General features: G+C 70.5%; 18 protein-coding genes. 11 read left to right on the top strand and 7 right to left on the bottom strand.

The window, feature by feature from the left end; translation table 11 throughout:
* Positions 1 to 497 precede the first annotated feature (497 nt).
* From D7V93_RS09785 to D7V93_RS09765, 3 genes are all read left to right on the top strand, one after another.
* Positions 498 to 1,913, top strand: a complete 1,416-nt coding sequence (locus D7V93_RS09785; RefSeq protein WP_208722969.1) for an FAD-dependent oxidoreductase — start codon at positions 498 to 500, stop codon at positions 1,911 to 1,913.
* A 1,159-nt stretch (positions 1,914 to 3,072) separates the two neighbouring features.
* The gene (locus tag D7V93_RS09770) at positions 3,073 to 4,404 is read left to right on the top strand and encodes an aminotransferase class I/II-fold pyridoxal phosphate-dependent enzyme (RefSeq protein ID WP_120643136.1); all 1,332 of its coding nucleotides are present in this window, start codon (positions 3,073 to 3,075) and stop codon (positions 4,402 to 4,404) included.
* A gap of 93 nt (positions 4,405 to 4,497) precedes the next feature.
* Entirely contained in the window at positions 4,498 to 4,890 is a 393-nt protein-coding gene (locus D7V93_RS09765) for a RidA family protein (protein WP_120643135.1), read from the top strand.
* Positions 4,891 to 4,957: 67 nt separating this feature from the next.
* Here the strand turns inward: D7V93_RS09765 and D7V93_RS45820 are convergent, their stop codons facing one another.
* Complete coding sequence (locus D7V93_RS45820; protein ID WP_167509446.1) at positions 4,958 to 5,128, bottom strand: hypothetical protein; 171 nt, start codon at positions 5,126 to 5,128, stop codon at positions 4,958 to 4,960.
* 147 nt (positions 5,129 to 5,275) lie between these two features.
* Here D7V93_RS45820 and D7V93_RS09760 point away from each other — a divergent pair, with 147 nt between their 5' ends.
* The 3 genes from D7V93_RS09760 to D7V93_RS47320 all read left to right on the top strand — a co-directional run bounded on the left by D7V93_RS09760 (position 5,276) and on the right by D7V93_RS47320 (position 7,893).
* Positions 5,276 to 6,076 (top strand): class I SAM-dependent methyltransferase, encoded by an 801-nt coding sequence (locus D7V93_RS09760; protein ID WP_120643134.1) that lies wholly within the window; start codon positions 5,276 to 5,278, stop codon positions 6,074 to 6,076.
* A gap of 63 nt (positions 6,077 to 6,139) precedes the next feature.
* Complete coding sequence (locus tag D7V93_RS09755; RefSeq protein ID WP_120643133.1) at positions 6,140 to 7,231, top strand: saccharopine dehydrogenase family protein; 1,092 nt, start codon at positions 6,140 to 6,142, stop codon at positions 7,229 to 7,231.
* Entirely contained in the window at positions 7,231 to 7,893 is a 663-nt protein-coding gene (locus D7V93_RS47320; protein ID WP_120643132.1) for a TetR/AcrR family transcriptional regulator, read from the top strand. Before D7V93_RS09755 ends, D7V93_RS47320 begins: the two co-directional genes overlap by 1 nt.
* Before the next feature lie 3 nt (positions 7,894 to 7,896).
* On the opposite strand, the gene D7V93_RS09745 is transcribed toward D7V93_RS47320, so the two are convergent.
* Positions 7,897 to 9,210, bottom strand: coding sequence for a glycosyltransferase family 4 protein (locus D7V93_RS09745; protein WP_158623690.1), 1,314 nt, complete (start codon positions 9,208 to 9,210; stop codon positions 7,897 to 7,899).
* Between the two features lie 256 nt (positions 9,211 to 9,466).
* On the opposite strand from D7V93_RS09745, the gene D7V93_RS09740 reads away from it, so the two are divergent.
* From D7V93_RS09740 to D7V93_RS09720, 4 genes are all read left to right on the top strand, one after another.
* Positions 9,467 to 11,287, top strand: coding sequence for an aminopeptidase P family protein (locus tag D7V93_RS09740; RefSeq protein WP_120643130.1), 1,821 nt, complete (start codon positions 9,467 to 9,469; stop codon positions 11,285 to 11,287).
* 95 nt (positions 11,288 to 11,382) lie between these two features.
* On the top strand, positions 11,383 to 11,709 hold the full coding sequence (locus D7V93_RS09735; protein WP_147451110.1) for a hypothetical protein: 327 nt from the start codon (positions 11,383 to 11,385) through the stop codon (positions 11,707 to 11,709).
* An 18-nt stretch (positions 11,710 to 11,727) separates the two neighbouring features.
* Positions 11,728 to 12,924, top strand: coding sequence for a phage capsid protein (locus D7V93_RS09730; protein WP_120643128.1), 1,197 nt, complete (start codon positions 11,728 to 11,730; stop codon positions 12,922 to 12,924).
* Positions 12,925 to 13,165: 241 nt separating this feature from the next.
* Positions 13,166 to 16,492: a Dauer Up-regulated gene (locus D7V93_RS09720; RefSeq protein WP_147451109.1), complete on the top strand. Its 3,327-nt coding sequence runs from the start codon at positions 13,166 to 13,168 to the stop codon at positions 16,490 to 16,492.
* 12 nt (positions 16,493 to 16,504) lie between these two features.
* On the opposite strand, the gene D7V93_RS09715 is transcribed toward D7V93_RS09720, so the two are convergent.
* The 5 genes from D7V93_RS09715 to D7V93_RS09695 form a co-directional block, all read right to left on the bottom strand.
* Complete coding sequence (locus D7V93_RS09715; RefSeq protein ID WP_120643125.1) at positions 16,505 to 18,067, bottom strand: DHA2 family efflux MFS transporter permease subunit; 1,563 nt, start codon at positions 18,065 to 18,067, stop codon at positions 16,505 to 16,507.
* Positions 18,064 to 19,284, bottom strand: a complete 1,221-nt coding sequence (locus D7V93_RS09710; protein ID WP_120643124.1) for an HlyD family secretion protein — start codon at positions 19,282 to 19,284, stop codon at positions 18,064 to 18,066. The genes D7V93_RS09715 and D7V93_RS09710 overlap by 4 nt, the downstream gene beginning before the upstream one ends.
* Entirely contained in the window at positions 19,281 to 19,865 is a 585-nt protein-coding gene (locus D7V93_RS09705; RefSeq protein ID WP_120643123.1) for a TetR/AcrR family transcriptional regulator, read from the bottom strand. Before D7V93_RS09705 ends, D7V93_RS09710 begins: the two co-directional genes overlap by 4 nt.
* A gap of 64 nt (positions 19,866 to 19,929) precedes the next feature.
* Positions 19,930 to 21,123: a toxin-antitoxin system YwqK family antitoxin gene (locus tag D7V93_RS09700; RefSeq protein ID WP_120643122.1), complete on the bottom strand. Its 1,194-nt coding sequence runs from the start codon at positions 21,121 to 21,123 to the stop codon at positions 19,930 to 19,932.
* A gap of 137 nt (positions 21,124 to 21,260) precedes the next feature.
* On the bottom strand, positions 21,261 to 22,634 hold the full coding sequence (locus D7V93_RS09695; protein ID WP_147451108.1) for a hypothetical protein: 1,374 nt from the start codon (positions 22,632 to 22,634) through the stop codon (positions 21,261 to 21,263).
* 332 nt (positions 22,635 to 22,966) lie between these two features.
* On the opposite strand from D7V93_RS09695, the gene D7V93_RS09690 reads away from it, so the two are divergent.
* Positions 22,967 to 23,734: hypothetical protein (locus tag D7V93_RS09690; RefSeq protein WP_147451107.1), on the top strand; the 768-nt coding region annotated here is incomplete at its 3' end.

The following is a 23,734-nucleotide window of genomic DNA, read 5'->3' as shown; positions in this document are numbered from 1 at the left end:
GTGGAGGAGCCGAAGAAGGAGCGCACGCTGCGAGTGGTTTGGGCCGGTCTGCGCTGCATCCACCGAGGGCAAACCTGACGAGGTTCCACGGCGTCTTTGCCCCAGGCGCGAAAGTGCGTCCATTTCTGCTCCCTCAAGCAGGGGCGGAACCGGGGCTGGAGGAGGAGAGCCCCGCCTTTGCCGCGACGGTGGAGGAGCCGAGGAAGGAGCGCACACCCTGTTTGGACCAGGCCGGGCTGCTGAAAAGGACGTTCGCCCTGGAGCTCCCGCTCCAGCCTGTCCAGTCCCTCCAGCATCTTCGCCTTGGACTCCTCCAGGGTGGCGGTGAAGCTTTCGAGCCCCGGGTCCGAGAGGGCATGTCAGACCGGTGAGATGCAATCTCCTCGGCGGGGGCGAGCGGCTCTGGGGAAGGCGGACCCCTCTGACCAGCAGCGCCACGACATGAAATCTTGGAGGCTTGGGACTTGGAAACCCCTGGACGCAGATTCGGAAGCGCCGTGGTCATCGGCAGCAGCATGGCGGGGCTCTTGAGCGCGCGGGTGCTCGCGGACCACTTCGACAAGGTGACGCTGGTGGAGCGGGATGTCCGGGTGGAGGGGCCCGCCGCGCGCAAGGGTGTTCCGCAAGGGCCGCACATCCACGTGCTGTTGGACACGGGCCGGCGCATCCTCGACAAGTACTTCCCGGACCTGTTCGAGCAGCTCCAGGTCCAGGGCGCCGAGTTCATCGACTCGAGTGGAGACCTCGCCTGGCACCACTTCGGGGTGTGGAAGCTGCGCCGCACCAGCGGCATCCCCGGGCTGCTGTGCACCCGGCCCCTGCTCGAGTGGAACGTCCTGCGCCGGGTGAAGGCGCGGCCCAACGTAGCGGTGCGCGAGGGCTGCTCCATCGAAGGGCTCATCTCCGACGAGAAGGGCACGGGGCGCATCACGGGCGTCCGGGTCAAGACACCCCAGGGCGAGGAGTCGTGGGAGGCGGACCTCGTCGTGGATGCCAGTGGCCGGGGCTCGCGGATGCCTCAGTGGTTGGAAGCCATCGGCTACGCGCGCCCGGAGGAAGAGCAGGTCATCGTGGACCTTTCCTACACGACGTGCCTGCACGAGCCGCCGCCCCACTTCCAGAAGGAATGGAAGGCGCTCTTCCTCTATCCAAGTCCTCCCAAGGCCTGGCGCGCGGGTTTCATCTCACACGTGGAGGGAGGCCGGTGGCTCGTCACCCTCAATGGCTACTTCGGGGAGCACGCGCCCACCGAGTACGCGGGGTTCCTCGAGTACGCGCGCTCACTGACGCGTCCGGACCTGTACAACTACCTGAAAGAGGCCACGCCGATAGGGCCCATCTCCCAGCACAAGGTGAAGGACTGCCGGTGGCGGCACTACGAGAAGCTGCCCCGCTTTCCCGAGGGGCTGGTCATCCTGGGAGACGCCGCGTGTGCCTTCAACCCCCTCTACGGGCAAGGCATGTCGGTGGCGGGGCTTGGCGCGGAGCAGCTGGACACCTGCCTTCGCGAGCAGGCCGAACGAGGCGAGCTATCGGGCCTGGCGCAGCGCTTCCGCGAGCGGCTGCCTGAAGTCATCCGGCTCCCGTGGCTGTTGGGCACAGGCATGGACCTGCTGTATCCGCAGGCCGTCGGGAAGCGGCCCTTCGGGCTGGGCTTGCTGCACTGGTACATCCTGCGGCTGATGGAGCGCACGTCGACCGACGCACACGTCCATCGCCAGTTCTACCGGATACTGCACCTGCACGGGGGGCTGGAGGCGGTTCTCCAGCCCTCCGTGGCCTTGCCCGTGTTGGGCCATGGCGTCATGTCGCTCCTCCGCCCTCTCGAGCGGCTGGCGAATACCGAGACACGGCCTCCCCCTCTCACGCCCCCGCGTCCAAGCCCTGTCCCGGTCCAGAAGTCCACGGGGTAGCCGCCGCGGCCCGGGCCCTCGATGCGCCAGGAGGTCGCGGGGGCCCTGGCGGCGGCGCGGGCGCGCTTGAGCGCTCGGGCCGTGGCATCCAGGAACTCGTTGCTGGCCTCGGCCAGGTCGACCGCGCGGGCGTCCACCCAGCTCTGCAAGCCGTCGAAGTCGCCCCGGGAGAGCAACGTGTCCATCTGCGAGGCGAACTTGCGTGAGTGGCGACGGGCCGAGCGGAGCACGAGTGAGCGCTCGGCGAGGATGAGCAGGGAAACGACAGACATCACGGTCATCACGATGACGATGAGCCACGCGAAGAGGCCCATGTGTTCCCACAGGCCCAAGAGAGTGAATTGCATGGCGGGGTGAAGACGCGCCTCCTCGCGCGTTGGTCCGGAAGGGACCTGCAGGGGGCCGACGGGTGGGAGCTCCCGATGAGCAAGGTACGCAGTGGCCCACCCTGAAGGGTGGGCACGTGCCCATGAGAACGTCATCGTTCCGCAATGAAGAGGCGCATCCACTCGCGAGGTGGGGCCCCGCAAGGTGCGGGGTTTCAGCGGAAGGGGCCGGTCACCTCGAAGGTGTAGCCGCCGCTGCTGCTGCCGGTGGTGCCGCGCTCCCTCAAGCAGGGGCGGAGCCGGGGCAGGAGGAGGAGAGCCCCGCCTTTGCCGCGACGGTGGAGGAGCCGAGGAAGGAGGGCACACCCCGTTTGGACTCTCGCCGGGCTGCTGAAAAGGACGTTCGCCCTGGATGTGTTCGCGTGCTTGAGGTGTGGAGGCAGGCTTCAGGGTGTTGGCGTACGTGAAGGGAGCAGGAGGGCAGTGTCGTCACCAGGCGGCAACTTCTGGATGATCACCTGATCCCGTTCTGCGGACCTGCCGGGTGCTCTCGGGCGGGACGCGCGTGTCTGTCCATGCGCCCCAGGAGGGCTTTCGGCCTGCGCGTCACGTTCGCACTCCGCACCTGGGAGCCCGCCGCTGGCGACGAGGTGCGGCATCCCAGGTCATGGGAGTGGTTTTCGCAGCGCGTCGTCACGCGAGCGCGCCCTGCCATGGGACTTTATCAGAGAAGTAGAGTTGCGCTGGCTTGACTGGTTGTTCCGACTGTTCAAGACCTGACCTCCCCGCAGGGGGCCCTCCAGCGGGCCTTCCGGGTTCAACGAAGAGGCTCCATGCAAACGACCTACAAGCGGCTGCTTCAAGACGACATCCTTCCCAGCAAGATGCCCGACGTGGGGCTGTTGCGGAGCTATCTGCAGGAGGGTTGCCCGAACGGGGACCCCATCTGCCTGAGCTTCGGTGAGACGTGGACCCAGGCGCCGGCGGAGCTGACCCAGGAGATCAACCGCCCCGCGCAGGAGGCCCATGGCTACCAGCTCTCCATGTATGGGCTGCCCGAGCTGCGCACGGTGCTCAAGCGCTACATCGTGGAAGACCATCAGGTGCCGGCGTCCGCCATGGACGCGCGGCGGCTGGAGGTCGCGGTCACCTGGAGCGGCACGCGCAGCACGATGTTCGACCTGGGCCGCTACCTGCTGGCGCGCCCGCCCGCGGGAGACACGCGCACTCCCGTCGTGCTGTCCTCGGGGCCCAGCTGGGACTACACCGGCGTGTATCAGCCCCTGGGCTTCGGCTTCCGCTACCTGTCGCTGCGTCCGGAGAACGCCTTCCGTCCCGACCCCGCGGAGCTGGACAGCCTCGTCACGGAGCTGGAGCGCAGTCCGCGTGAGCGGCTGGCCCTCACCATCATCAACGCCCAGCACAACCCCACCGCCGTCAACTGGGACCCTGACTTCGTCCGCGCCGCCATCCGGCGCACCTGGGCGGCCGGTGGCACCGTGCTGCTCGATGATGCCTACTACCGCGTGCATGTCCCGGACTGCACGCCCACCTCCTCGCTGCGCATCCTCCTGGAGGAGCTGGAGCGCACGCCCGAGGCGAAGCACCGCTGGCTGATGGTGCGTTCGCTGGGCAAGCAGTTCCACGCCAACGGCTGGGGCCTGGGCGCGCTGGCCGGTGATCCGGCCACGGTGGACATCCTGGTGAACGAGCTGCGCGTGTCCCACCAGCTCATGTACGGCGGCATCCTCCAGGAGGCCATGGCCCGCTTCCTGGCCAGCCCCAAGTCGGGACGGTTCCTGCGCGAGCAGCAGCTGGCCTGGCGCGACAAGCGCGCCTGTGCCGTCCGCGCCCTGGAGTCCCGGCTGTGTTACCCCTCCGAGCGGATCCACCCGGGCACCTGCACCTCGTACATGCTCTTCGCCGTGCCGGAGGTGTACACGGGCATTCCGCTCGGCGTGCAGGCGTTCCGCGACGACGTCTTCCGCGCCACCGGTGTGCTGCTGGCGCCGGCGTGGCCGTGGCCGTGGGAGACCCAGGTGCCCTTCCCCATTCCCTACGTGCGCATGTTCCTGGGGCCCAACGAGGAACTCATCCAGACGGCACTCGAGCGCATGGACGCGGCTGGCATCCGGTACGACATGCGCCGGCGGCTCGCGGCATAGTCCGGAGGAACAGGAGCCCGGCGGAGGCGTGTCACCTTCGCCGGGCCCGGTAGTGGATCAGCAACCTGAGGCATCCCCTCCAAGGAGAAACCCATGACGTCCGCGAAGCACCAGCCCATCGTCTCGCCTGCGCTGCCCAAGCCCGCGGGCCCGTACTCTCCCGGCATGCAGCTGGGCCAGCTGCTCTTCATCTCCGGGCAGGCCGCCAGGGACCCGGCCACCGGCCTCCAGGCCGAGGGAATCGAGGCGCAGACGGAGCAGGTGCTGCGCAACCTGGAGCGCATCCTCGTGGCCGGCGGCTCCAGCCTCCAGCACGTCCTGCGCTGCGGCGTCTTCCTCGTGGACATGCAGGAGTTCGCTCGGATGAACGCCGTCTACGAGCGCGTCTTCGGCGGCCACCGGCCCGCGCGCACCACCGTGCAGGTGTCAGCGCTTCCCGACGCCGGCCTGCGCGTGGAGATTGATTGCATCGCCTACGTGCCTTGACCTCCTCGACCGGGAAGCTCCGCGCCTGGCGTCCAGCGCGGAGCTCCCGGTGTTGAAGCGAAGGCGCCTAGAACGGCGGCGGGTAGGGGCAGATCAGCGCGCCGGTGATGGGATGCCGATAGCAGCCCGCCGGCAGCTCCGCGGCCTGGGCCGTACCCGGCACCAGGGTGAGACCCGCAGCGCCAACGCCAGCGATCGCGGAGAGAAGGGCAACGATGCGAAGGGTCTTCTTGGACATGCACGCGCTCCTGAGGATGTGTCGATACAGCGAGACAAGCCTATCAGCTCCCCCTGACTGACAGCAGGTACTGGAGCTGCGTCTGGCGTTCACGTCCGGCCTGGGAGTGCGATAGTCCGGGGCGGTCCTCACCCCAGGAGCGCGGCCATGGGAATCACGATGTCGCCACATGAATACGCCACGGCGTTCCGCCTGCTCGCGGCCACCGCCCGGCACCCCGAGAACATCGGACAGGTCGTCGAAGCGCGGCTCCTCCCCCGACTGCCGGCGCACCCTGCGTTGCTGGACGTGGGCGCGGGGTCGGGCAGGGTGGCCGAACGGCTCGCGAAGCACTTCGGCTCGCTCACCCTGCTGGAGCCCAACCCCGAGCAGATCGCCGGGCTCGCGCTGGAGAAGGCGAAGGTCCTCCTCGAGCCGCTGGAGCGCTTCGACTCACCCGACAGGTATGAACTCGTCGTGTGCTCACACGTCCTGTACCACGTGCCCTTCTCCGAATGGGGAGGGTTCATCGACAGGCTGCTCTCGCTCGTGCGCCCCGGGGGCTACTGCCTGATTGCCATGGCGGCCGCCCGGGGGCCGACCTACGAGCTGTGTCGTGACTTCGTGGCGAACCTGCTCTTCAGCGAGCAGGTGGCGGCGACGGTCCAGCAGAAGGGACTGCCGTACGACGTGGTCGCGACGATGAGCGGGTTCCACGCGAAGACCTTCGAGGAGATGTACACGCTCTGTCGCTTCTTCGTGTTCGAGGGCTGCTTCACGGCCGCGCAGCTCGCGGCCCTGAGCGAGAAGGAGGCGCGCGAACTCGATGCGAGGATTCGCGTGCACGCCGAGCGCTGCCGGGGAGCGGACGGTGAGTACCACCTGGAGCAGGACGAGGATCTGATCATCCTCCCCAGGGGCGAGCCCCTGCCTTACAGGGGGGCGAAGTCGAATGTCGTGACGAATTAGGTCAAGTGACCTATATTGTCCCACGGGTCACGGAAAGGGCCGTGCCCGCGCGTGGGAGTCGTCATGGGTGCCGAGGGCCGTGTGGTGCTGGTGGGAGGCTATGGGGTGGTGGGCGCCCAGCTCGCCCAGTTGCTGCGAGAGCGTCATCCGGACCTGCCACTGCTCATCGCCGGGCGCAGGGAGGCGCCGGCCCGGGAGCTGGCCGCGCGCCTCGGTGGGGCGGAGGGCGTGGCGCTGGATGTCCACTCGCATGAGCCCCTGGCGGCGCTGGGGGGGCGGCCCCGGGCCGTGCTGGCCCTGGTCAACGACCCGGACGACAGTCTGCTGCTGGCGGCGTCGCGCGACGGGGTCCCCGTGCTGGACATCACCCGGTGGACGTCCCGGATGATGGCCACGGTGCTGCGGCTCTCCGGGACGCCGCCGCGTGCGCCGGTGCTGCTCGGCTCCGCGTGGATGGCGGGGCTGGTGCCCCGGCTCGTGGCCCTGGCCGCGCGGAGGGTGGGGCGCCTGGAGCGCGTGGAGGTGGCCATCCGCTTCGCGCTGGCGGATCAGGCGGGCCCGGACTCGCTGGAGTACATGGACCGGCTGGGCCTGTCCTATGAGGTGACGGAAGAGGGTCGCGAGCGGCAGGTGCTGCCGCTGACGGACGGCCGGCGCGTGACGTTCTCCGACGGCCGACACACCCGCGTCTTCCGGCTCGACACGCCCGAGCAGGCGACGCTGCCCCGGGTGCTGGGCGCGCGCACGGTGACGACGCGGCTGGGCTTCGACTCGGGCTCCGCGACCTGGACGCTCGTCGTGCTCCAGCGGCTGGGGATCCTCCGGCTGCTCCAACACCCCCGCTGGACGGGGCTGCGCCGGACGCTGCTCACCGGCAGCAACACGGGGGGCGAGGCCGCATGGGTGGCGGACGTGGAGGGCGAACACGGCGAGGTCCGCATCGAGGTCGTGGACCCCCGGGGACAGGCCCACCTCACCGCCGTCGGTGCGCTGCTGGGCGCCGAGCGGCTCCTGGGGCTGGATGGCGCGCCGCCACCGCCCGCGGGCGTGTGGTTCCCGGAGCACGAGCCCCGGCCCGAACAGACGCTGGCCACGCTGCGAGCCTGCGGCGTCGAGGTCCGGATGGAAGAGCGGCTGGCGCGCGAGGTGGCGTGATGCCCCGCCGGACGAGCAGGAAGACCCCCGGGACACTTCCCTCCGCGAGCCCCCGCGAGGGGACGGCGGTGCACGCCAAGGGCACCGAGCGCGTGGGCAGCATCCTCGACGCGGCCATGGACGTGCTGGTCCAGGACGGCTACGCGGGCCTCAGCCTGCGGGGCGTGGCCCAGCGCGCGGGCTTGAGCCTCGGCAACCTCCAGTACTACTTCCCCACGAAGCAGGACGTGGTGCGCGCGCTGCTGGCGCGCTACCTGGAGCAGGCCCTCCTGCGCGTCCGTGAGCGGGTGGAGGGCGGAGGCCGCGAGCCCGTGCAGCGGCTGCGGCAGGCGCTGGACGCCATCCTGGAGGACCAGGACTCGCCCCGCGCCTGTCAGCTCTTCGCGGAGCTGTGGGCGCTGGCCGCGAGGGACGCCATGGTGGCCGACGCGCTCGCGGTCTTCTACGCCGGCTATCGGGCAGGCGTCGTGGAGCTGCTGCGGGAGCTCTCCCCCGACCTCACCCCGGCGCGCAGGGAGCGGCGCGCGGCGTTGCTGGTCGCCTTCTTGGAAGGGCTGTCCCTCTTCCGGGGCGGCGGCAACCTGCGCGCCGCGTCGGTGCCCGGGCTGGAGCAGGAGCTGCGCGGGCTCCTGGAGCAGATGCTGCTTCCCCAGCCGGCGTGACCCCTACCCGGGCCCTGATGACAGGGAGCCAATCCCTTTCAGCGGCCCGCCCGCATCGACCGCGACCGCCACGGTGTCCGTGCCCGAAGGCTTCTTTCCGCCCCCGCCCTTGACCGACGCGTTCAGGTAGAGGTCGCCCAGGCCCGCGCCAATGCCTTCCCACGCGAAGGACTCCGCCATGCGGCGGGCGTTCTGCGCGAGCTTCCGGCACAGGTCCGGATCATTGCGCAGCCGCTTCAGGGCGGCCGCGAACTCCTGGGGGGACTCCGCGAGGAGCACGTTCTGTCCCTCCACCACGGGCAGGCCCTCCACCGCGAGGCGCGTGGCCACCACGGGCACGCCCGCCGCGGCGGCCTCCAGCACCTTGAGGCGCGTCCCGCTGCCCGCGCGCAGGGGGATGGCCGTCGCCAGCGCGCGCGCCAGGTGCGGCGCCACGGAGGGCACCGCGCCCGTCACCATCAGCCGGTCGTTCTCGCTCTCCAGGGCGCGCACCGAGGCGGACGGGTTGCGGCCCACCACCATGAGCCTGCCCGGCGCCAGCTCCGACGACACCAGCGGCCAGACTTCCCGGGCCAGCCGCAGCACCGCGTCCTCGTTGGGCCACCAGTCCATGGAGCCCACGAAGACCAGGTCGTTGCCCGCCTGCTCCTGGGGAACGAAGTCCGGCAGCTTCACGCCGTTGGGCACCACGTGCACCTGCTTCGCCCCCAGGGCGCGCAGCTGCTCGGCGTCCACCTCCGAGCACGCGAGCACGGAGTCCGCCTGGCTCACGCACTCGCGCTCCAGCCGCTCCACGCGGCGGAACTGCCAGCGCAGGAACGGACGCAGGGGCGGCGCGCTCAGGGGCGCCATGCGCGCGAGCAGCTGGCTCTCCACGTTGTGCTCGTCGATGACCAGGTGCGCGGACGGGTTCAGCTCCCGCGCCAGGGGCAGCAGCTGCGCCATGTGCAGGTGGTCGAAGTGGATGATGTCGAAGGCGCCCCGCTCGCTCAGCACGCGGCGGAAGGCCTCCTGCAGGCGCTGGCGGGTGTAGCGGATGTAGGTGAGCGGCGTGCCCCGCAGGAGGGCCCGGGCGCTGCTCAGGGTCTCCTCGGGCGCGATGCGCGGCATGTCCACCAGGTGGAGGCGGGAGGCGGGGACGCCCAGCTCACCCAGCCAGCGCGTGAACCCCGCCGCGTCGTTGCCTGGGCGGTGCAGCGCGAGCACGTCGATGGAGAAGCGGGAGGCGAGCGCGCGCACCAGCTCGAGGGTGCGCAGGGTGCCGCCCGTATCCGAGGGAAACGGGACATAGGGAAGGATGGCAAGGACGCGTCGCACGGTGGAGGTCAGGCCCGGTTCAGGAGTCAGGTGAAGGTGGCCTCGCGCTCCCCACCGAGGCCACCGGCTTGGTAAGCATCCGGACGCGGGGCGCCCAGGGGCCCGAGGCGCTTTCTCTCCATTGGCCAACACAATCCAGTCCTCCCCCAGGGCGCCCACGCCGCGGCGCGTCGTCCGTCCGCCGCGGCGTGGGGGGGCCTCGAAAAGCGCCCCTGTTTCCGGCATGACGAACCCAGGCGGAACGACGGAGGAAGCCATGAGCCTTCAAGAGAGCCAGGGCGCCCAGACGCGAGAGCGCATCGCGCGGCTGCGGCAGGTGATGCGGGCCCGCGACGTGGCGGCGATGTGGGTGCCGTCGAACGATCCGCACCTGTCCCAGTACCCCCCGCGCCGCTGGAAGGGGCGGGAGTGGCTGTCGGGGTTCACCGGCTCCCTGGGGACGCTGGTGGTGACCGAGGACTTCGCCGGCCTGTGGGTGGACAGTCGCTACTGGGATCAGGCGGACACACAGCTGGCGGGCAGCGGCATCGTGACGGTGCGCATGACGAGCGCGCCCGGGCAGTCGCACCTGGACTGGCTCGCGGCGAACGTGACGGCGGGGCAGACGGTGGCGGTGGACGGTGCGGTGCTGGCCCTGGGGCAGGGCAGGTCGGTGGCCTCGCTGTTCAAGGCCCGGGGCGTGAAGCTGCGCACGGACCTGGACGTGGTGGCGGAGGCCTGGCCAGAGCGGCCGGGGATGCCCACGGCGCCCGTGTATGCGCATGACCTGTCGCCCGGCTCGCGCGCCGAGAAGTTCCGGGCGCTGCGCGCGGAGATGGGCCGGCTGGGGGCGACGCACCACCTCATCTCCACGCTGGACGACATCGCGTGGCTGACGAACCTGCGCGGTGCCGACGTGGACTACATCCCGGTGTTCCTCGCACACCTGCTGGTGGAGCCAGAAGGCGCCCGCCTGTTCATCACCGAGGGCAAGGTCCCGGACACCCTGCGCGCGGCGTTGGCGCAGGACGGCATCATGCTGGTCCCCTACGAGCAGGCGGCCCCGGCGCTCAGTGCGTTGCCGGACGGAACGAGGCTGCTCGTCGACCCGCGGAGCGTCACGCACGGCCTGCGGCAGGCCGTGGCGCAGGGCGTGGCGGTGCTGGAAGCGCTCAACCCGTCGACCGTGGCCAAGTCCCGGAAGACGCCCGAGGAGCTCGCGCACATCCGCATGGCGATGGAGCAGGACGGCGCGGCGCTGTGTGAGTTCTTCGCCTGGTTCGAGTCCGCGCTCGGCCGCGAGCCCATCACCGAGCTGACCATCGACGAGCGCCTGTCCGCGGCGCGGGCCCGTCGTCCGGGCTTCGTGTCGCTGAGCTTCAGCACCATCGCCGCGTTCAACGCGAACGGGGCGATGCCGCACTACCGCGCGACGAAGGACTCGCACGCGACGGTGTGCATGCCGGGCCGGCCCGCGCAGGGGCTGCTGCTCATCGACTCCGGCGGTCAGTACACGACGGGCACCACGGACATCACCCGTGTCGTCCCGGTGGGCGAGCCCACGGCGGAGCAGCGGCGCGACTTCACGCTCGTGCTGCGAGGGAACATCAACCTCTCCAACGCCCGGTTCCCCCGGGGCACGCGCGCGCCGTCCCTGGACGCGCTGGCGCGAGCGCCCCTGTGGGCGGAGGGGCTGGACTACGGCCACGGCACGGGCCACGGCGTGGGCTACTTCCTCAACGTCCACGAGGGCCCCCACGGCATCTCGCCGACGATGCCCAACGAGCCGCACACGGCGCTGGAGCCGGGCATGGTCACCTCCAACGAGCCCGGCCTCTACCGCCCGGGCCACTGGGGCATCCGCATCGAGAACATCCTCGCCGCCGTCCCCGCGGAGACGACTGCCTTTGGCGAGTTCCTCCGCTTCGAGACGCTGAGCCTGTGCCCCATCGACACGCGGCTCGTGGACCGGAGCCTGCTGTCCCGGGCCGAAGTCGACTGGCTCAATGCCTATCACGCGAGGGTGCGTGAGCGACTGCTTCCCCAGGTCGAAGGCCCCGCACGCGACTGGTTGTTGCAGCGGACCGAGGCCATCTGACGAAGCTTCAACAGAAGCGCTGGACGGTCCGCGCCCGGCTGGACATGCTGGGCGCCGCGGGGGGCCGGCCCTGCATGCTCTTGACGTGGATGCGCATGCGTTCGACCTGGTGGCTCCTTGCTTCCCTCGCGGTCCTCCCCCTGCTGGCCTGTGACAGCAGCGATGCCGTGGGTGACTCCTGCGGCGAAGGCACCTGCACCGACAACCTGGAGTGCCGTAAGGAGTTTCCCGGCGGCTTCTGCGCCCAGGAGTGTGAACAGGAAGGCGTGCGGGGCGGTTGCCCCGAGGACACCGTGTGCGCGACCCAGCTCGGGACGCTGCTGTGCTCGCCTGTCTGTGATTCCCAGGACGACTGCCGCGACAGCTATGCCTGCAACGGCATCAGCGGCACGGACATCAAGGCCTGTCGGATCAAGATATAAACAGGCAGGCTCCGGGGCATGACCCCTCCCTCCTGGTCGCTCCGCAGGTGTCTGCCCCGACGCCTGATGACGTTCGCGCTGCTCACGGCTTCCTTCGGTGCCTGTGCTCCGGAGGAGGCCCTCCCGAATGACTCGCAACCCGACACGCAACCCGTGGCGCAGGTGGAATCCCCGCTCCCGGCGGGAGGCTGGCGGGTGCTGATGCCGAGCGGCGGCGCTCCCATCCGGGGCATCACCCGCCGCGCGGATGGCGTGCTCATCGGCGGGTCGAGCTGGGGGCACGGCATCGACGTGTGGACGAGCACCAACGGGGGCGCGAGCTGGGCGCTGCACGGCTCCGTCGCCAACAACCCGAACGTGGAGTTCGGCGACGTGACGATGCGTGCCATCCCGGGCACGCACACCGTCTTCTGCGCCTTCCGCGAGTACGCCAACGGCCAGTTCCGCGTCACCATCACCCGCAGCGACAACGACGGTGACGGTTGGGTCTACGACAGCACCGTCGTCGGACCGACGTCGCGCTTCGTGGGCGCGCCCTTCCTCTTCCAGCGCGGCAACGGCGACCTGCAGGTCTACTACGACTCCGAATTGCTGGCCGCGCAGGGCGGCTTCCCCGGTCACCAGTGGATCGCCATGCAGGGCCGCCAGGGCACCACCGGGGCGTGGACCGCTTACGGCACCGTCACCGTGTCGCGCGACAAGCGTGCGGGCGCGCTCAGCCGCGAGGGCATGCCCACGGTGGTGCAGCTCGCCGGGGACCGCATCATGGCCGTCGTGGAGGGCGTGGAGGCGTTCCCCACCGGCGGGGCCCGCGCCAATGTCATCAACGCCGTGCAGTCGTGGGATGGCGGACGCACGTGGGACGACTCCCTGCGCCGCACCGTGTACAGCTCGCGAATCGATGCAGGCTCCGGCCGCCGCTACAACGCCTACGTCCCCTACGCCATCCGCGTGGGCAACGGCCCGGTGGGCGTCGCGTTCTGCACCGACGAGGACAAGGCCGGCCCGCCCGACCTGTCCAGCGCCCCGGTGGACCAGCGCAACTGCCACGTCGGCTTCGTCACCACCACGAGCAACTTCGAGACCTGGTCCGCCCCCAGCCCCGTGTGGACGGGGACCTCGCGCAACTACACCCCCGGCCTCTTCGAGCGCGCCCCCAACGACGTCATCGCCGTCATCGATGGCCTGGGCACCAACCGCGTCCTCCAGCGCTGACCGCGACGCCTTGACGCATCCGGGCAGAAGCCACGGCGCACCCCGTGGCTTCCATTGCGCCCGCAATGTCCTGCCGCGTCATCCGGGAGGTCATCGCGGGCTGTAACCCGCAGAGGAGCCATGGCGTAACGCATTCGTCCGGGGGGACTTGTGTGCAGGAGGTCTCCGCCAGCAACATTTGTCCCAATATGTAGAGAATCCTCGGAACCGTTCTCGGTTTCTGAAGGTAGGAGAGTTCCCCATGTCTCGCCCTGTTGATGGAGGCGCGTCCGCCGCCGCCGCTGCTGCCGCCGCCGCTGCCCGTGCCGCCGCCGAAGCCGCTGCCCGTGCCGCCGCTGCCGCCGCGAAGGCCGCCGCTGAAGCCGCCGCGAAGGCCGCTGCCAAGGCGGCCGCCAGCGCCGCCGCCAAGGAGCAGGCGAAGCCCCAGGTCCAGCTCTTCAAGCGGGACGAGTTCTCCCCAGGCAACAACTCCCGCGCCCTGAACAAGCTGACGGGCGAGTCCCCCGCGCCGTTCGCCCCGCTCAACGCGGGGACGCCGGCCGCCGCGCCCACTGGCGCGCAGGGCCCGCAGGGGGCGAAGCCTCCCGAGCCCCACGCCGAGGCGCTGCCCGACAAGCCGGAGGACCTGCCCAAGCTCTTCCCGGAGCTGAAGGACAAGAAGAAGGAGGACCTCCAGAAGGCGTACGACTCGCTCAACAAGCTGGGCACCGGCACCTTCTCCGAGCGGGCCACGGCCCTGGGCGAGCTGGCGTCGCAGTTCCCGGAGACGGTCCCCAACGCGCTGGAGCGCCTGGGCGTCCAGGACAGCAAGCTGGCGAAGCTGGCCACCAACTCCGATGCACTGACCGCGCTGGGCACGCTGACCGACCCGAAGAAGGGCGTGCTGGAGAAGGCCCAGGCGAGCCTCACCCTGGCGAAGTCCGCGGGCGACATCTTCAAGCCGGAGGACCTGAAGGGCGTGTTGGACACCACGCTCAAGGGCCTGCCCTCGGCGGAGAAGCTCATCGGCGCCATTGGCAAGTGGACGGACCCGAACGCGTCCGCCGCGGACAAGGCGAGGGCCACGCTGGAGCTGGGCTCGGCGCTCAAGGGCTTCGCCGGGGACAAGTTCCCGGACCTGGCCAATGACCTGCGCAAGCTGGACGGCCCGCTGCGCGCCGCGGGCGCCGCCATCACCCTGTTGGATCCGAACGCGAAGCCGCAGGACAAGGCGCTCGCCGCCGCGCAGCTGCTCGCGGAGGTGCCCGACCTCAAGAAGAACCTCACCGGCTTCGCCGACCTCCTGAAGGGCGCGGGCGTCACGAACCCCACGGACGTCGCGCAGCAGGGCGCGCGGCTGGCGGACGTGAAGGTGAAGGGGTTGGACCCTTCGCTCGCGTCGAAGCTGACGCCCCAGCAGCTGCAGAAGCTGGACGCCGCCGCCACGAAGCTGGGTGGCCCCACGTCGATGGAGTCCGTCCTCAAGGGCATCACCGACCCGAAGGCGCTGGACACGCTGGTGGGCCAGCTGGACACGCTGGACGCCGCCGCGGGCAAGCGGCTGGTGAGCACCCTGGGCGGCCTGGAGCACAAGGTCCTCAACGAGGCGCTCTCCGACCCGAAGACGGCCGAGCAGCTCACGAAGCTCGCGTCGAAGCTGGATGACGACGCGGGCAAGGTGCTGGCCAAGGCCGTGACGGAGATGGACTCCGGCGCGCTCAAGGCGCTCTTGAAGTTCACCGACGGCGTGGGCGCGGACGCGCTCAACACGACGGTGAAGGGCCTGGGGCCGCTGCTGGACAAGGCGGGCAGCAAGCTCGTGGGCCAGGGCCTCAAGGTGATGGAGAAGGTGCTGGGCAAGGTCGGCGTGGAGATCACCGCCGACGTGGCCGGCAAGGTCTTCAAGAACCTGGCGAAGGTCGTCCCGGTGGCGGGCGCGCTGCCCAACGCCATCGACGCGGTGAAGTACGAGAAGGAAGCCGCGGAGCTGCACGGCAAGAACAAGGACCTGGGCTACTTCGCGCACACCATCGCGACGCTCAACGTCGCGGACGCGGGCCTGGGCATCGCGTTGGACCTCACGGGCGTAGGCGTGGCCGCGGACGTGGGCGCCAGCGTGCTGCTGGGCGCGGCCGAGCTCGCGCTGGACATCGGCTTCAGCCAGGAGAAGGCGAAGTTCGAGGCCGACCCGGAGAACTACAAGGCCCCGGGCTGGATGAAGGCCGTGAACCTGGCCGGCGCCGCGGCGCAGGGCCCGGCGGGCCTGGTGCAGCTGGCCGCGTACTACGGCCCGGAAGGCGCCGCGGAGCTCGCGCAGTGGGGCGTGGAGACCGCCGCCAAGGGCGCAGTGAAGCTCGCCGAGTTCGCGGGCGTGTCCCAGGCGGAGGCCGCGGGCGAGGGCTTGAAGACGACCGCGGCCTTCATCCACAAGATGGCGGACGTGGTGCGCAATCCCTCCAAGTACGGCGAGGCGATTGCCAAGCAGGCGGCGGAGACGTTCGACGCCGTCATCGCCAAGGGCGGGGAGATCGCCAAGGAGGCCAAGAAGGTCCTGGGCAACGTCGTCGACGAGGCCAAGAAGCTGGGCGAGAAGGGCCTGGACACGTTGAAGTTCATCGCCCAGAACCCGGGCGAGTCCGCGAAGCTGGCGTTCGAGGGCATCAAGAGCATCGTCAACTCCGGCGTGGACCTGGCCACCGACGCGGGCAAGGCGGTCTACAAGAAGGCCGTCGAAACGCTGAACGACCTGCAGGCCGGCTGGGACAAGCTGACCGGCGCCGCGAAGGAGAAGGCGAAGGAGCTCATCGACGGGGCGAAGAACCTCGTCTCCTCCACGGTGAACAAGGCCAAGGAGCTGGGCGAGAAGGGCCTGGACCTGCTGGCCTGGACGGCGACGCACCCGGGCGAGGCCGCCACCAAGGCGAAGGAGGCCATCACCGACGCCATGGCCAAGGGCGGGGAGCTCGCGAAGAAGGCGTGGGACTCCGTCAAGGCGCTGGGCTCCAAGGGTGCCGAGGTGGCGGAGAGCGTCGTGCGCGGGCTCGCCAACGCGGGCGAGAAGGCCGTGGAGACGCTGCGCTACGTGGCGGAGAACCCGGGCGAGGCCGCCGAGGCGGTGCGCGACTGGGCCGGCAAGACGCTGTCGGACATGGCGCGCAAGGGCGGCGCGGCTGCGAAGGCCGCGGCCACCGCCATCAAGGACTTCGTCGACCGGCGCCTGGACTGGGCCAAGGGCTTCGCCAAGGACCTGCTCAAGGACGGCGTGGAGGCCTTCAAGGAGGTCGCCAAGGCCTGGAAGGACAACCTCACCGAGGGCGGCAAGGAGCTGCTCGTCGCCGTCGCGGACCTGGGCGACGCGGGCGTGGACGCGCTCAAGGACCTGGCCGGCGCGGGCGGGCAGCTCGCGGAGGCAGCGGTGGGCCACCTGGACGACCTGGCGCGCAAGGGGATTGAAACCGCGAAGGACGCGCTCGAGGGCCTCGCGAGCCTTCCCGGCGAGGTGGGCGAGCTCGCGGGCGATGCCTTCAACTCGGTGAAGGACTTCCTCGACGACCTCATCCCGGACATCGACGTCCCCTTCGTCGGTTAGTCGTCCCCGCCGTCAGTGGGCCGGGCCCACGGGCCCGGCCGGTGACGGGCCGGGCTTCTTCATGAAGACGATGAGGACGGACGCGGCCAGGAAGGTGAGGGCCAGCATCAGGAAGCCGCTGTTGAAGGCCTTCACCAACGCCTGCTCGCTGATGCGGTGTTGGAGCACCGCGAGCGCGGCGGAGTCGGGCGCGAACAGCCGGCTGCCCGGGCCCGCGCGCAGCATCGCGAGCTGCTCCTGGACCCACGGGTCGTACGCGTCCACATGCTGCGTGATGGCGGCGTAGGCGCGGTGCGACTCGCGGTCCAGGATGGTGCTCATCCACGCGGTGCCGATGGAGGCGCCCAGCTCCCGCGTGAGGCTGAAGAGCGCCGTGCCCGCCGGCCGCTGGGAGGCGGGTAGCGCGGTGACGGCGAGGAAGGTGAGCGGGACGAAGCCGAACCCCGTTCCCACCGCGCGGATGAACAGCGGCGTCACCAGTGTGGACAGGTCCGCCTGGGCCGTCAGGTGGGCGTTGAGCCACAGGCTGGTGAAGATGCCCACGTTGGCCACCACCAGCAGCAGGCGCGGATCCACCCGCGTCACCAGCCGGCCCGCCAGCGGGAAGATGAGCAGCTGGATCCACGTGCCGAAGAGGAACACCCGGCCGATGTCGAGCGCCCGGTAGTGCATCACCGTGCCGCAGTAGAGCGACAAGAGCAGCGACCCGGCGAAGATGGCGGTGCCGATGAGGAAGTTGAGCCCCGTCGCCGCGGCGTACGCCCGGTTGAGGAAGATGCGCAGCTCCACCACCGGGTGGCGCGTCTCCAGCTCGTGGCTGACGAACCCCACGAGCGAGATGCCCGCCACCACGGCGAGCACCGCGATGGTGGCGCTCTCGAACCAGCCCTCGCGGTTGCCCTCCTCCAGCACGTACTGCAGGGACACCATGCCCACCGCGAGCAGCACGATGCCGAAGCGGTCCACCGGCGCGCGCTCCGCCACGAAGCCGGGCTGGGCGAGGTGCTTCCACGCCACCCACGCGGAGAAGAGGCCGAACGGGACGTTGATGAGGAAGATCCAGTGCCAGGACGACAGGTCGATGAGGTAGCCGCCCAGGCTGGGGCCCAGCAGCGGCCCGGTGATGGCGCCCATGCCGAACAGCGCGCCCGCCATGCCGTGCTGCCGCTCCGGGTAGCGGGAGAACAGCACGCTCTGGGACGTGGGGATGATGGCGCCGCCGCCCAGGCCCTGCAGCACGCGGAAGACCACCAGCGACGGCAGGTCCCACGACAGGCCGCACAGCACGCTCGCGGCGGTGAAGATGAGGATGGACGCGGTGTAGTAGCGCCGGAAGCCGAAGCGCTTCAGCAGCCAGCCCGACAGCGGGATGATGGTGATGTTCGCCATCGCGTAGGCGGTGGACACCCAGGCGATCTGATCCAACGGCGTGCCGAAGCTCGCGCGGATGTCATTGAGCGCCACGTTGACGATGGAGATGTCCAGGAAGGCCATCAGCCCGGCGAACATCGCGCCCATCGTGATGAGCGTCTTGTTGCCCTGGAGCTGCGTGTTCTCTTCGGCGGCGGCGCTCATGGCGCGTCCGTGTAGACGGTGGCCTCGGCGCTCATGCCCGGACGCAGCTCCACGTCGGGAGGGCCGTCCAGGCGGATGAGCACCGGCACGCGCTGGACGACCTTCACGAAGTTGCCGCTCGCGTTGTCCGGCGGCAGGAGCGCGAAGCGGGAGCCGGTGCCGTGCGACAGGCTCTCCACGTGCCCCGGGAACTCGCGCCGTCCGAACATGTCGAAGCGAACTCGCGCCCGCTGGCCGGGCCGCACGCGCTCCAGCTGGTCCTCCTTGAAGTTCGCCACCACCCAGACGTCATCGCGCGGGACGATGGCCATCAGCGACCGCTCCGGGCCCACCGTCTGGCCCTCCTCGACGGACCGGCGCGACACCACCCCGGAGCGCGCCGCGCGCACCGTGGTGTAGGAGAGGTTCAGCTCCGCGAGCCGGACGGCCGCCTCGGCCTGCTGCACCCGGGCCTCCGCCAAGGCGAGCACCGCCCGCGCCGCAGCGAGCTGCTCGGTGGTCGTCTGCGCGGCCGTGAGGCGTCCGCGCGCCAGCGTCACGCCGCCGTTGGAGCCGGTGACGGCGGCGCCCGCGGACATCCGCCGGGCCCGAGCCTGCTCCAGCTGCGCGTCCGCCGCGTCCAGCTCCGTCTGGCGCAGGTCCACGTCCGCCTGGGCCAGGGCCTTCTGCTCGAAGAGCGTCCGGGCGCGGCGCAGGTTGGTGGCCGCGAAGAGCTGGCGGGACTCGGCGGCGGTGATCTCCGCGTCCGCCTGCGCGATGGCGGCCTTCGCGGACTCCAGCGAGGAGGTGGCGGAGGTGAGCCCGCCCTCCGCCTGCGTGAGGGACGCGGGCGCGGTGCGCTCGGTGAGGGCCAGCGCCGCCTTCGCGCTGTCGGAGGAGGCCCGTGCGGCGGCGAGGTCCGCGCGCGCCGCGGCCAGCCGGGCGGCGAAGTCCTCCGGATCCAGCTCCACCAGCACCTCGCCCGCCTCCACGCGCTGGTTGTCCACCACGGGCACGCGGCGCACCTGGCCCGCCACGCGCGATGCCACGTTCATCACCCGGCCCTCGGCCTGGGCGTCGTCCGTCGTCTGCTGGCCCAGGTGCAGCAGGTACCAGCCCCCGGCGAGCAGCCCCGCGCCCACCGCCATGGCGCCCATCAGGAGCGGGGTGCGGCGGCGCTCCTTCACAGCGGGCGCGGAGGAATCGGGCGAGGAGGGGAGGGCGGCCACGGCGCTCATGCGCCCTCCTTCGCCAGCAGCTCCGCGCCCCACTTCTTCGCCGCGTCCAGGAACTCGTCACCCAGCTTCGTGCCGCGCATGGCCCGGGCCAGGGACAGGGCGCCGTACATCAACGCGATGACCGCCACGGCCTTCTCGCGGTGTCGCGCGCCCGGGCCGATGAGCTGCGAGAACGACTGGATGAACCCCTCCAGCTCCGACTCCAGCGCGCCCCGGTAGGGCTCGCCCGTGCGCGACAGCTCCGCGGTGATGCTGGGCAGCGGGCAGGTGGGCGTGGCCGCGTCGCGGTGCTTGGGCGACAGGTAGCGCTCCAGCACGCGGCGCGCGGGATTCCGGGGCGCCTCCTCCTTCGCCTTGCGCAGCAGCGTGTCCCAGACCGTGCGCGCGGTGCCCCGCAGGGTCTCCGTGAACAGGTGCTCCTTCGACTCGAAGTGCCCGTAGAAGCCCCCCACCGTGAGCCCCGCCCCCTTCATCACATCCATGATGGAGCTGGCCTGGATGCCCCGCTCCAGGAGCAACTCGGCGGCGGACGCGAGGATGGCGTCGTGCGACTTCTGCTTCTGCTCCGTCTTCTGGGTCATGATGGATGATAGTCGTAATATTTCGACCATCATCCGTCAAGGAGACGTGGGAAGGTAGGGGGGCTCAGGGCTTCTTCTTGCGGGAGCCGTCCTCGTGGAACGCGGCGTCCTCCACGAGGCCGCCGTCCGGGTTCCAGCGCTTGCGCTCGGTGACGCGGCCCTGCTTCCACTGCGAGTCCTCCACGAGGACGCCGTTCTCGGCCCACTCCTGGCGCTGGCCCTCGGCGTCGCCCTGGACGAAGTGCTCGCGCCGCTCGGGGCCACCGTCGGGGAGGAAGGACTCGCTCAGTCCGTCGGGCACCCAGCCGCCGTAGCCTTTGCCCCGGAACTGGTTCTGCCGTTCGCGCAGCGCGCCGGTGTCGTCGAAGATGGATTCCACCGCGCGGTCGCCCTTCACGACAAGCTCGCGCTTGCGCTCCCCGTTCTGGAAGAACTCCACGCGCTTGAGCTGCTCGCGGCCCTTCCAGGTGATGACCTGCTTCTTCGCGCCGTCGTCGAAGAACTCCGTCTCGTCGCCTTCCTTCTCGCCCCGCGCGTACGTCGTCGAGCGGCGGGGCTTGCCCGCGCGGTACTCCGTGCTCACGCCGTCGCGCAGGCCGGCGACGAACGCGGTGGAGGCGGTGCGCTCGCCCTTGGCGTCGAACGTCTCCGTCACCCCTTCGCGCAGCCCGTTCTTCAGCGGGATGACGGAGCGCTTCTGGCCCGTCGGGTGGAAGAACACGAGCGGCGAGGGGCCCTTCCAGACGCAGTCCTTGATGCCTGCCTCGCGCGAAGACTGGAGGCCGCACCCGGCTTCTGTCAGCCGCCCGCTCTCGTCATATTCCGCGTAGGTGCTCTTCGCGTCCTCCGGCTGTTGATCCGTGCGTTGGGACACCTTGCCGTTGCGGTGGTAGCGCAGCGATTCGCCTCGCGGGTTGTCGTCGGCGTACTGGGTGCTCTCCACCAGCCGGCCCTCCTCGAAGCGCTTGAAGCCGCCGTGCCGCTTGTCGGCGCGGTACTCCTGCTCCACGGACCGGCCGTCGGACCAGCGCCGGATCTCCCAGCCGTCCCGCTTGCCGTCGCGGTACGAGACGGTGTGCGTCTCCTTCTTCGTGTCCTCGTCCACGCAGCGCACGGTGCCGGTGAGCTTCGCGGTGGAGCTGCCATTGTCCAGGTTGATGGGCTGGCCCTTGAACTGACAGTGCTCCACGGCCCAGGACGGGGCCCCGAGCAGGGACACGGACAGCACGACAAGACGCATCACGGACGGCGCGCGCATGGAGGATCCACGGGAGGGGTGCGGAAGGTTCCGGGCCACCCTAGCCTTGTGGCCGGGGCCCTGGAACCGCGTGCTTCCGGGCCCACGCCCGCCACATGTGTGGCGGGGGACCCGGAAGGTGCTTCAAACGGACTGCGTCACTCGAAGGTGAAGCCGAGCCGGCCGGTGCCCGGGCCGAAGTTCGTGTTGCCGGCCGCGATGTCGCTGCCGCGCAGCCAGCTCGTGCGGCCCTGCATCGGGTCGGTGACGAGGTACTCGCGGTTGGCGCCCTGGCCGCGCACGTCGGAGAGCATCAGCGCGTGTCCGCCGCCGCCGTTCCACAGCACCGCGACGGGAACGTCGATGCCGTCGCGAAGCAGCCGGTCCGAGCGATCCAACGCGGCCTGTCGGGACTGGGGGTTGTCCGCCACCGTGTGGGTCGTGTAGCGGTGGTTGTTGGAGGGCGCCACGCCCGAGTTGAGGATGTCGCGCATGGCGGTGTCGGTGACGCCCAGGCTGGGGCCCGTCCCGCCGGTGCGGGGCCGCGCGACGCCGCCGTTGGCTTCCAGCGTGGTGCGCTGCTCGCGGCCGATGGCCGTCGATGCATTGAGGCTGTGGATGGGCTCCCCGTGGAGCTGGCGCGCGTAGATGGGGTCCGCGTCCGCGCGGGCGATCTGCTGCGCGGTGGGAACGCACGAGTCGTCGAAGCGCTGCTGGAGGGCACCCGCGCCACCGTTGGGGTCGATGACGGTGGACGTGCGGGCCAGCTCCGCGCGCGACGAGCCGGCGATCTGCCCGGCGAAGCGGGCCACGTCGTCCATCTCCCGCGTCGTGTCGCCGAAGGTGTTGCGGATCCGGTCGAAGAGGCCGGGCGACGCCAACTCCTCGCGCCGTGCGCCCACGGCCTTGAGGGTGAGGGCCCGCTCCATCTGCGGATCCGCGCCCGGGACAGGCTGGCCGTTGCGGGTGCCCGCGTTCTGGAGGGCGCCCTGCAGGGTGTTGAAGTCCCGGCCCGTCATGCCGATGACGGCGCGAGCGGCATCGCGGGCCTGGGACGGGCCCATGACGCCTTCCTGGCCGGCGACGCCGGTGCCGCGCGGCTCGGCCACGGCCCGCGTCAGGGTCTCCACCGTGTCCCGGCTGAGCCGGTCCGGGCGCGTGGCCTGCATCGCGGTGAGATCCAGGTACGTGCGCGTGGCGCGGTCCGCGTTGGGCGTGTTGAGCACGTTCTGGCGCAGGAACTCCGTCGCGTGGGTGCGGTCGGCCGGGGACATCGCGGACAGACGACCCTGGAGGGCGGTGTTCGTCTCCGGCGTCAGCGGCTCGGCGCGAGAACCGGCGGCGGGCGCCGCGGGCCGGGCGGCCTGGGGGGCCTGGGTGGTACGAGCCCGGCGGCCGATCTCGGTGGTGTCGGCCTGGAAGGTGTCCTGGGTGTTGAAGCCGCGGGCGGCAGGAGCGCGCGGTGCGACGGGCGGCTGCGATTCCGGCAGGCGCGTCTGGGTAACACCGGTGGATTGGATGCGGACGGACACGGACTTCCCCCTCTGCATAAGGCAGTAGCCTCAGCATTGTCGCCCAAGAGAGGGGGGAAGTTGCGTCCTAAGCGGAAAAAACCTCTTTCCCTGTGTGATGAGGTCCTACCCGGCGGACGTACCCGGAGCCCTTCCCTGAGCCCGGGCTTCACCTGTCGCTGGGAGACAGCAGCTCATGAGAGACGGATCAGGTCATCGGCGGTGTCTGTGCTTGCGTTGCGCCGGGTCCCAGGCCCTCTTTCGGCTCCGTGGGTCCCTTTGCTTGTAGAGTCGACGCTCGTTACCGCCGGGGATCTTTCATGTGCGTGCAGGTGTCGTTCGTTGAGCGCCCGATGCGATGGATTGTGCTTTCGCTCGTGGTGGTGTTGCTGGGCGGCACCGTGAGCATCCCCTGGGAGGTGCGGGCCGAGGCGCAGCAGGGGATGGTCCAGAAGCATGTGCGCTCCGCGAGCAAGTTCTACGACGACCTCGAATATGAGCGTGCGCTGGAGCAGCTCACCCAGGCCCGGCGCTATTCGACCGGCGAAGCGGACGACGTGCTCCTGTCGCTCTACGAGGGCGCCGTCCTGGCGGACCTGGGCAGGACCGAGGCGTCCATCACGGCCTTCAGGGCGGCCCTCCTGCTCCAGCCGGAGGCGAAGCTGCCGGTGAAGGTCTCGCCCAAGGTGGAGCGCAGGTTCGAGGAAGTGCGACAGCAGGTGCAGCGCGACCTGGCGAAGCAGGCAGCGAGCGATGTCGCCGTGGGAGCGCCTTCCGGAAACCCCCCGGCGGTAGAGCCCGGTGCGCAGGCACGTGCCGCGGAGGAGAGGCCGGCCGTGGTCGCGTCCCAGGCAACGCCTGACGGCCAGCCCGTGTCTTCCCCTCTCGGTGCGGAGGTGTCCGGACGCAGCGGTCTGCGGGAGCGCGCCTGGATTCCAGCGGCCCTGGGTGGAGCGTTGCTGGTGGGCGGGGGTGTTTCCTACCTGCAGTCCCGGAATGAGCGGTCCCGGCTCCAGCGCGACGATGACAGCATCCAGCGCGTCCAGGACCTGGACCGTAGCGTGTCGCGAGGACGGACCTTTCAGACGATGGGGCTGGTCCTCGCGGGGGCGGGTGTGGCG

The organism is Corallococcus llansteffanensis (genome assembly GCF_003612055.1).
GTDB lineage: Bacteria > Myxococcota > Myxococcia > Myxococcales > Myxococcaceae > Corallococcus > Corallococcus llansteffanensis.
Note: the sequence above shows the minus strand (reverse complement) of the source record. Positions and strands in the feature narration are given on the sequence as shown.

Bases quoted from the DNA above. Each gene is read 5' to 3' on its own strand.
- D7V93_RS09770 (WP_120643136.1), top strand. From the start codon at position 3,073: ATGCAAACGACCTACAAGCGGCTGCTTCAAGACGACATCCTTCCCAGC.
- D7V93_RS09765 (WP_120643135.1), top strand. From the start codon at position 4,498: ATGACGTCCGCGAAGCACCAGCCCATCGTCTCGCCTGCGCTGCCCAAG.
- D7V93_RS45820 (WP_167509446.1), bottom strand. From the start codon at position 5,128: ATGTCCAAGAAGACCCTTCGCATCGTTGCCCTTCTCTCCGCGATCGCT.
- D7V93_RS09760 (WP_120643134.1), top strand. From the start codon at position 5,276: ATGGGAATCACGATGTCGCCACATGAATACGCCACGGCGTTCCGCCTG.
- D7V93_RS09755 (WP_120643133.1), top strand. From the start codon at position 6,140: ATGGGTGCCGAGGGCCGTGTGGTGCTGGTGGGAGGCTATGGGGTGGTG.
- D7V93_RS47320 (WP_120643132.1), top strand. From the start codon at position 7,231: ATGCCCCGCCGGACGAGCAGGAAGACCCCCGGGACACTTCCCTCCGCG.
- D7V93_RS09740 (WP_120643130.1), top strand. From the start codon at position 9,467: ATGAGCCTTCAAGAGAGCCAGGGCGCCCAGACGCGAGAGCGCATCGCG.
- D7V93_RS09735 (WP_147451110.1), top strand. From the start codon at position 11,383: ATGCGTTCGACCTGGTGGCTCCTTGCTTCCCTCGCGGTCCTCCCCCTG.
- D7V93_RS09730 (WP_120643128.1), top strand. From the start codon at position 11,728: ATGACCCCTCCCTCCTGGTCGCTCCGCAGGTGTCTGCCCCGACGCCTG.
- D7V93_RS09720 (WP_147451109.1), top strand. From the start codon at position 13,166: ATGTCTCGCCCTGTTGATGGAGGCGCGTCCGCCGCCGCCGCTGCTGCC.
- D7V93_RS09715 (WP_120643125.1), bottom strand. From the start codon at position 18,067: ATGAGCGCCGCCGCCGAAGAGAACACGCAGCTCCAGGGCAACAAGACG.
- D7V93_RS09710 (WP_120643124.1), bottom strand. From the start codon at position 19,284: ATGAGCGCCGTGGCCGCCCTCCCCTCCTCGCCCGATTCCTCCGCGCCC.
- D7V93_RS09705 (WP_120643123.1), bottom strand. From the start codon at position 19,865: ATGACCCAGAAGACGGAGCAGAAGCAGAAGTCGCACGACGCCATCCTC.
- D7V93_RS09700 (WP_120643122.1), bottom strand. From the start codon at position 21,123: ATGCGCGCGCCGTCCGTGATGCGTCTTGTCGTGCTGTCCGTGTCCCTG.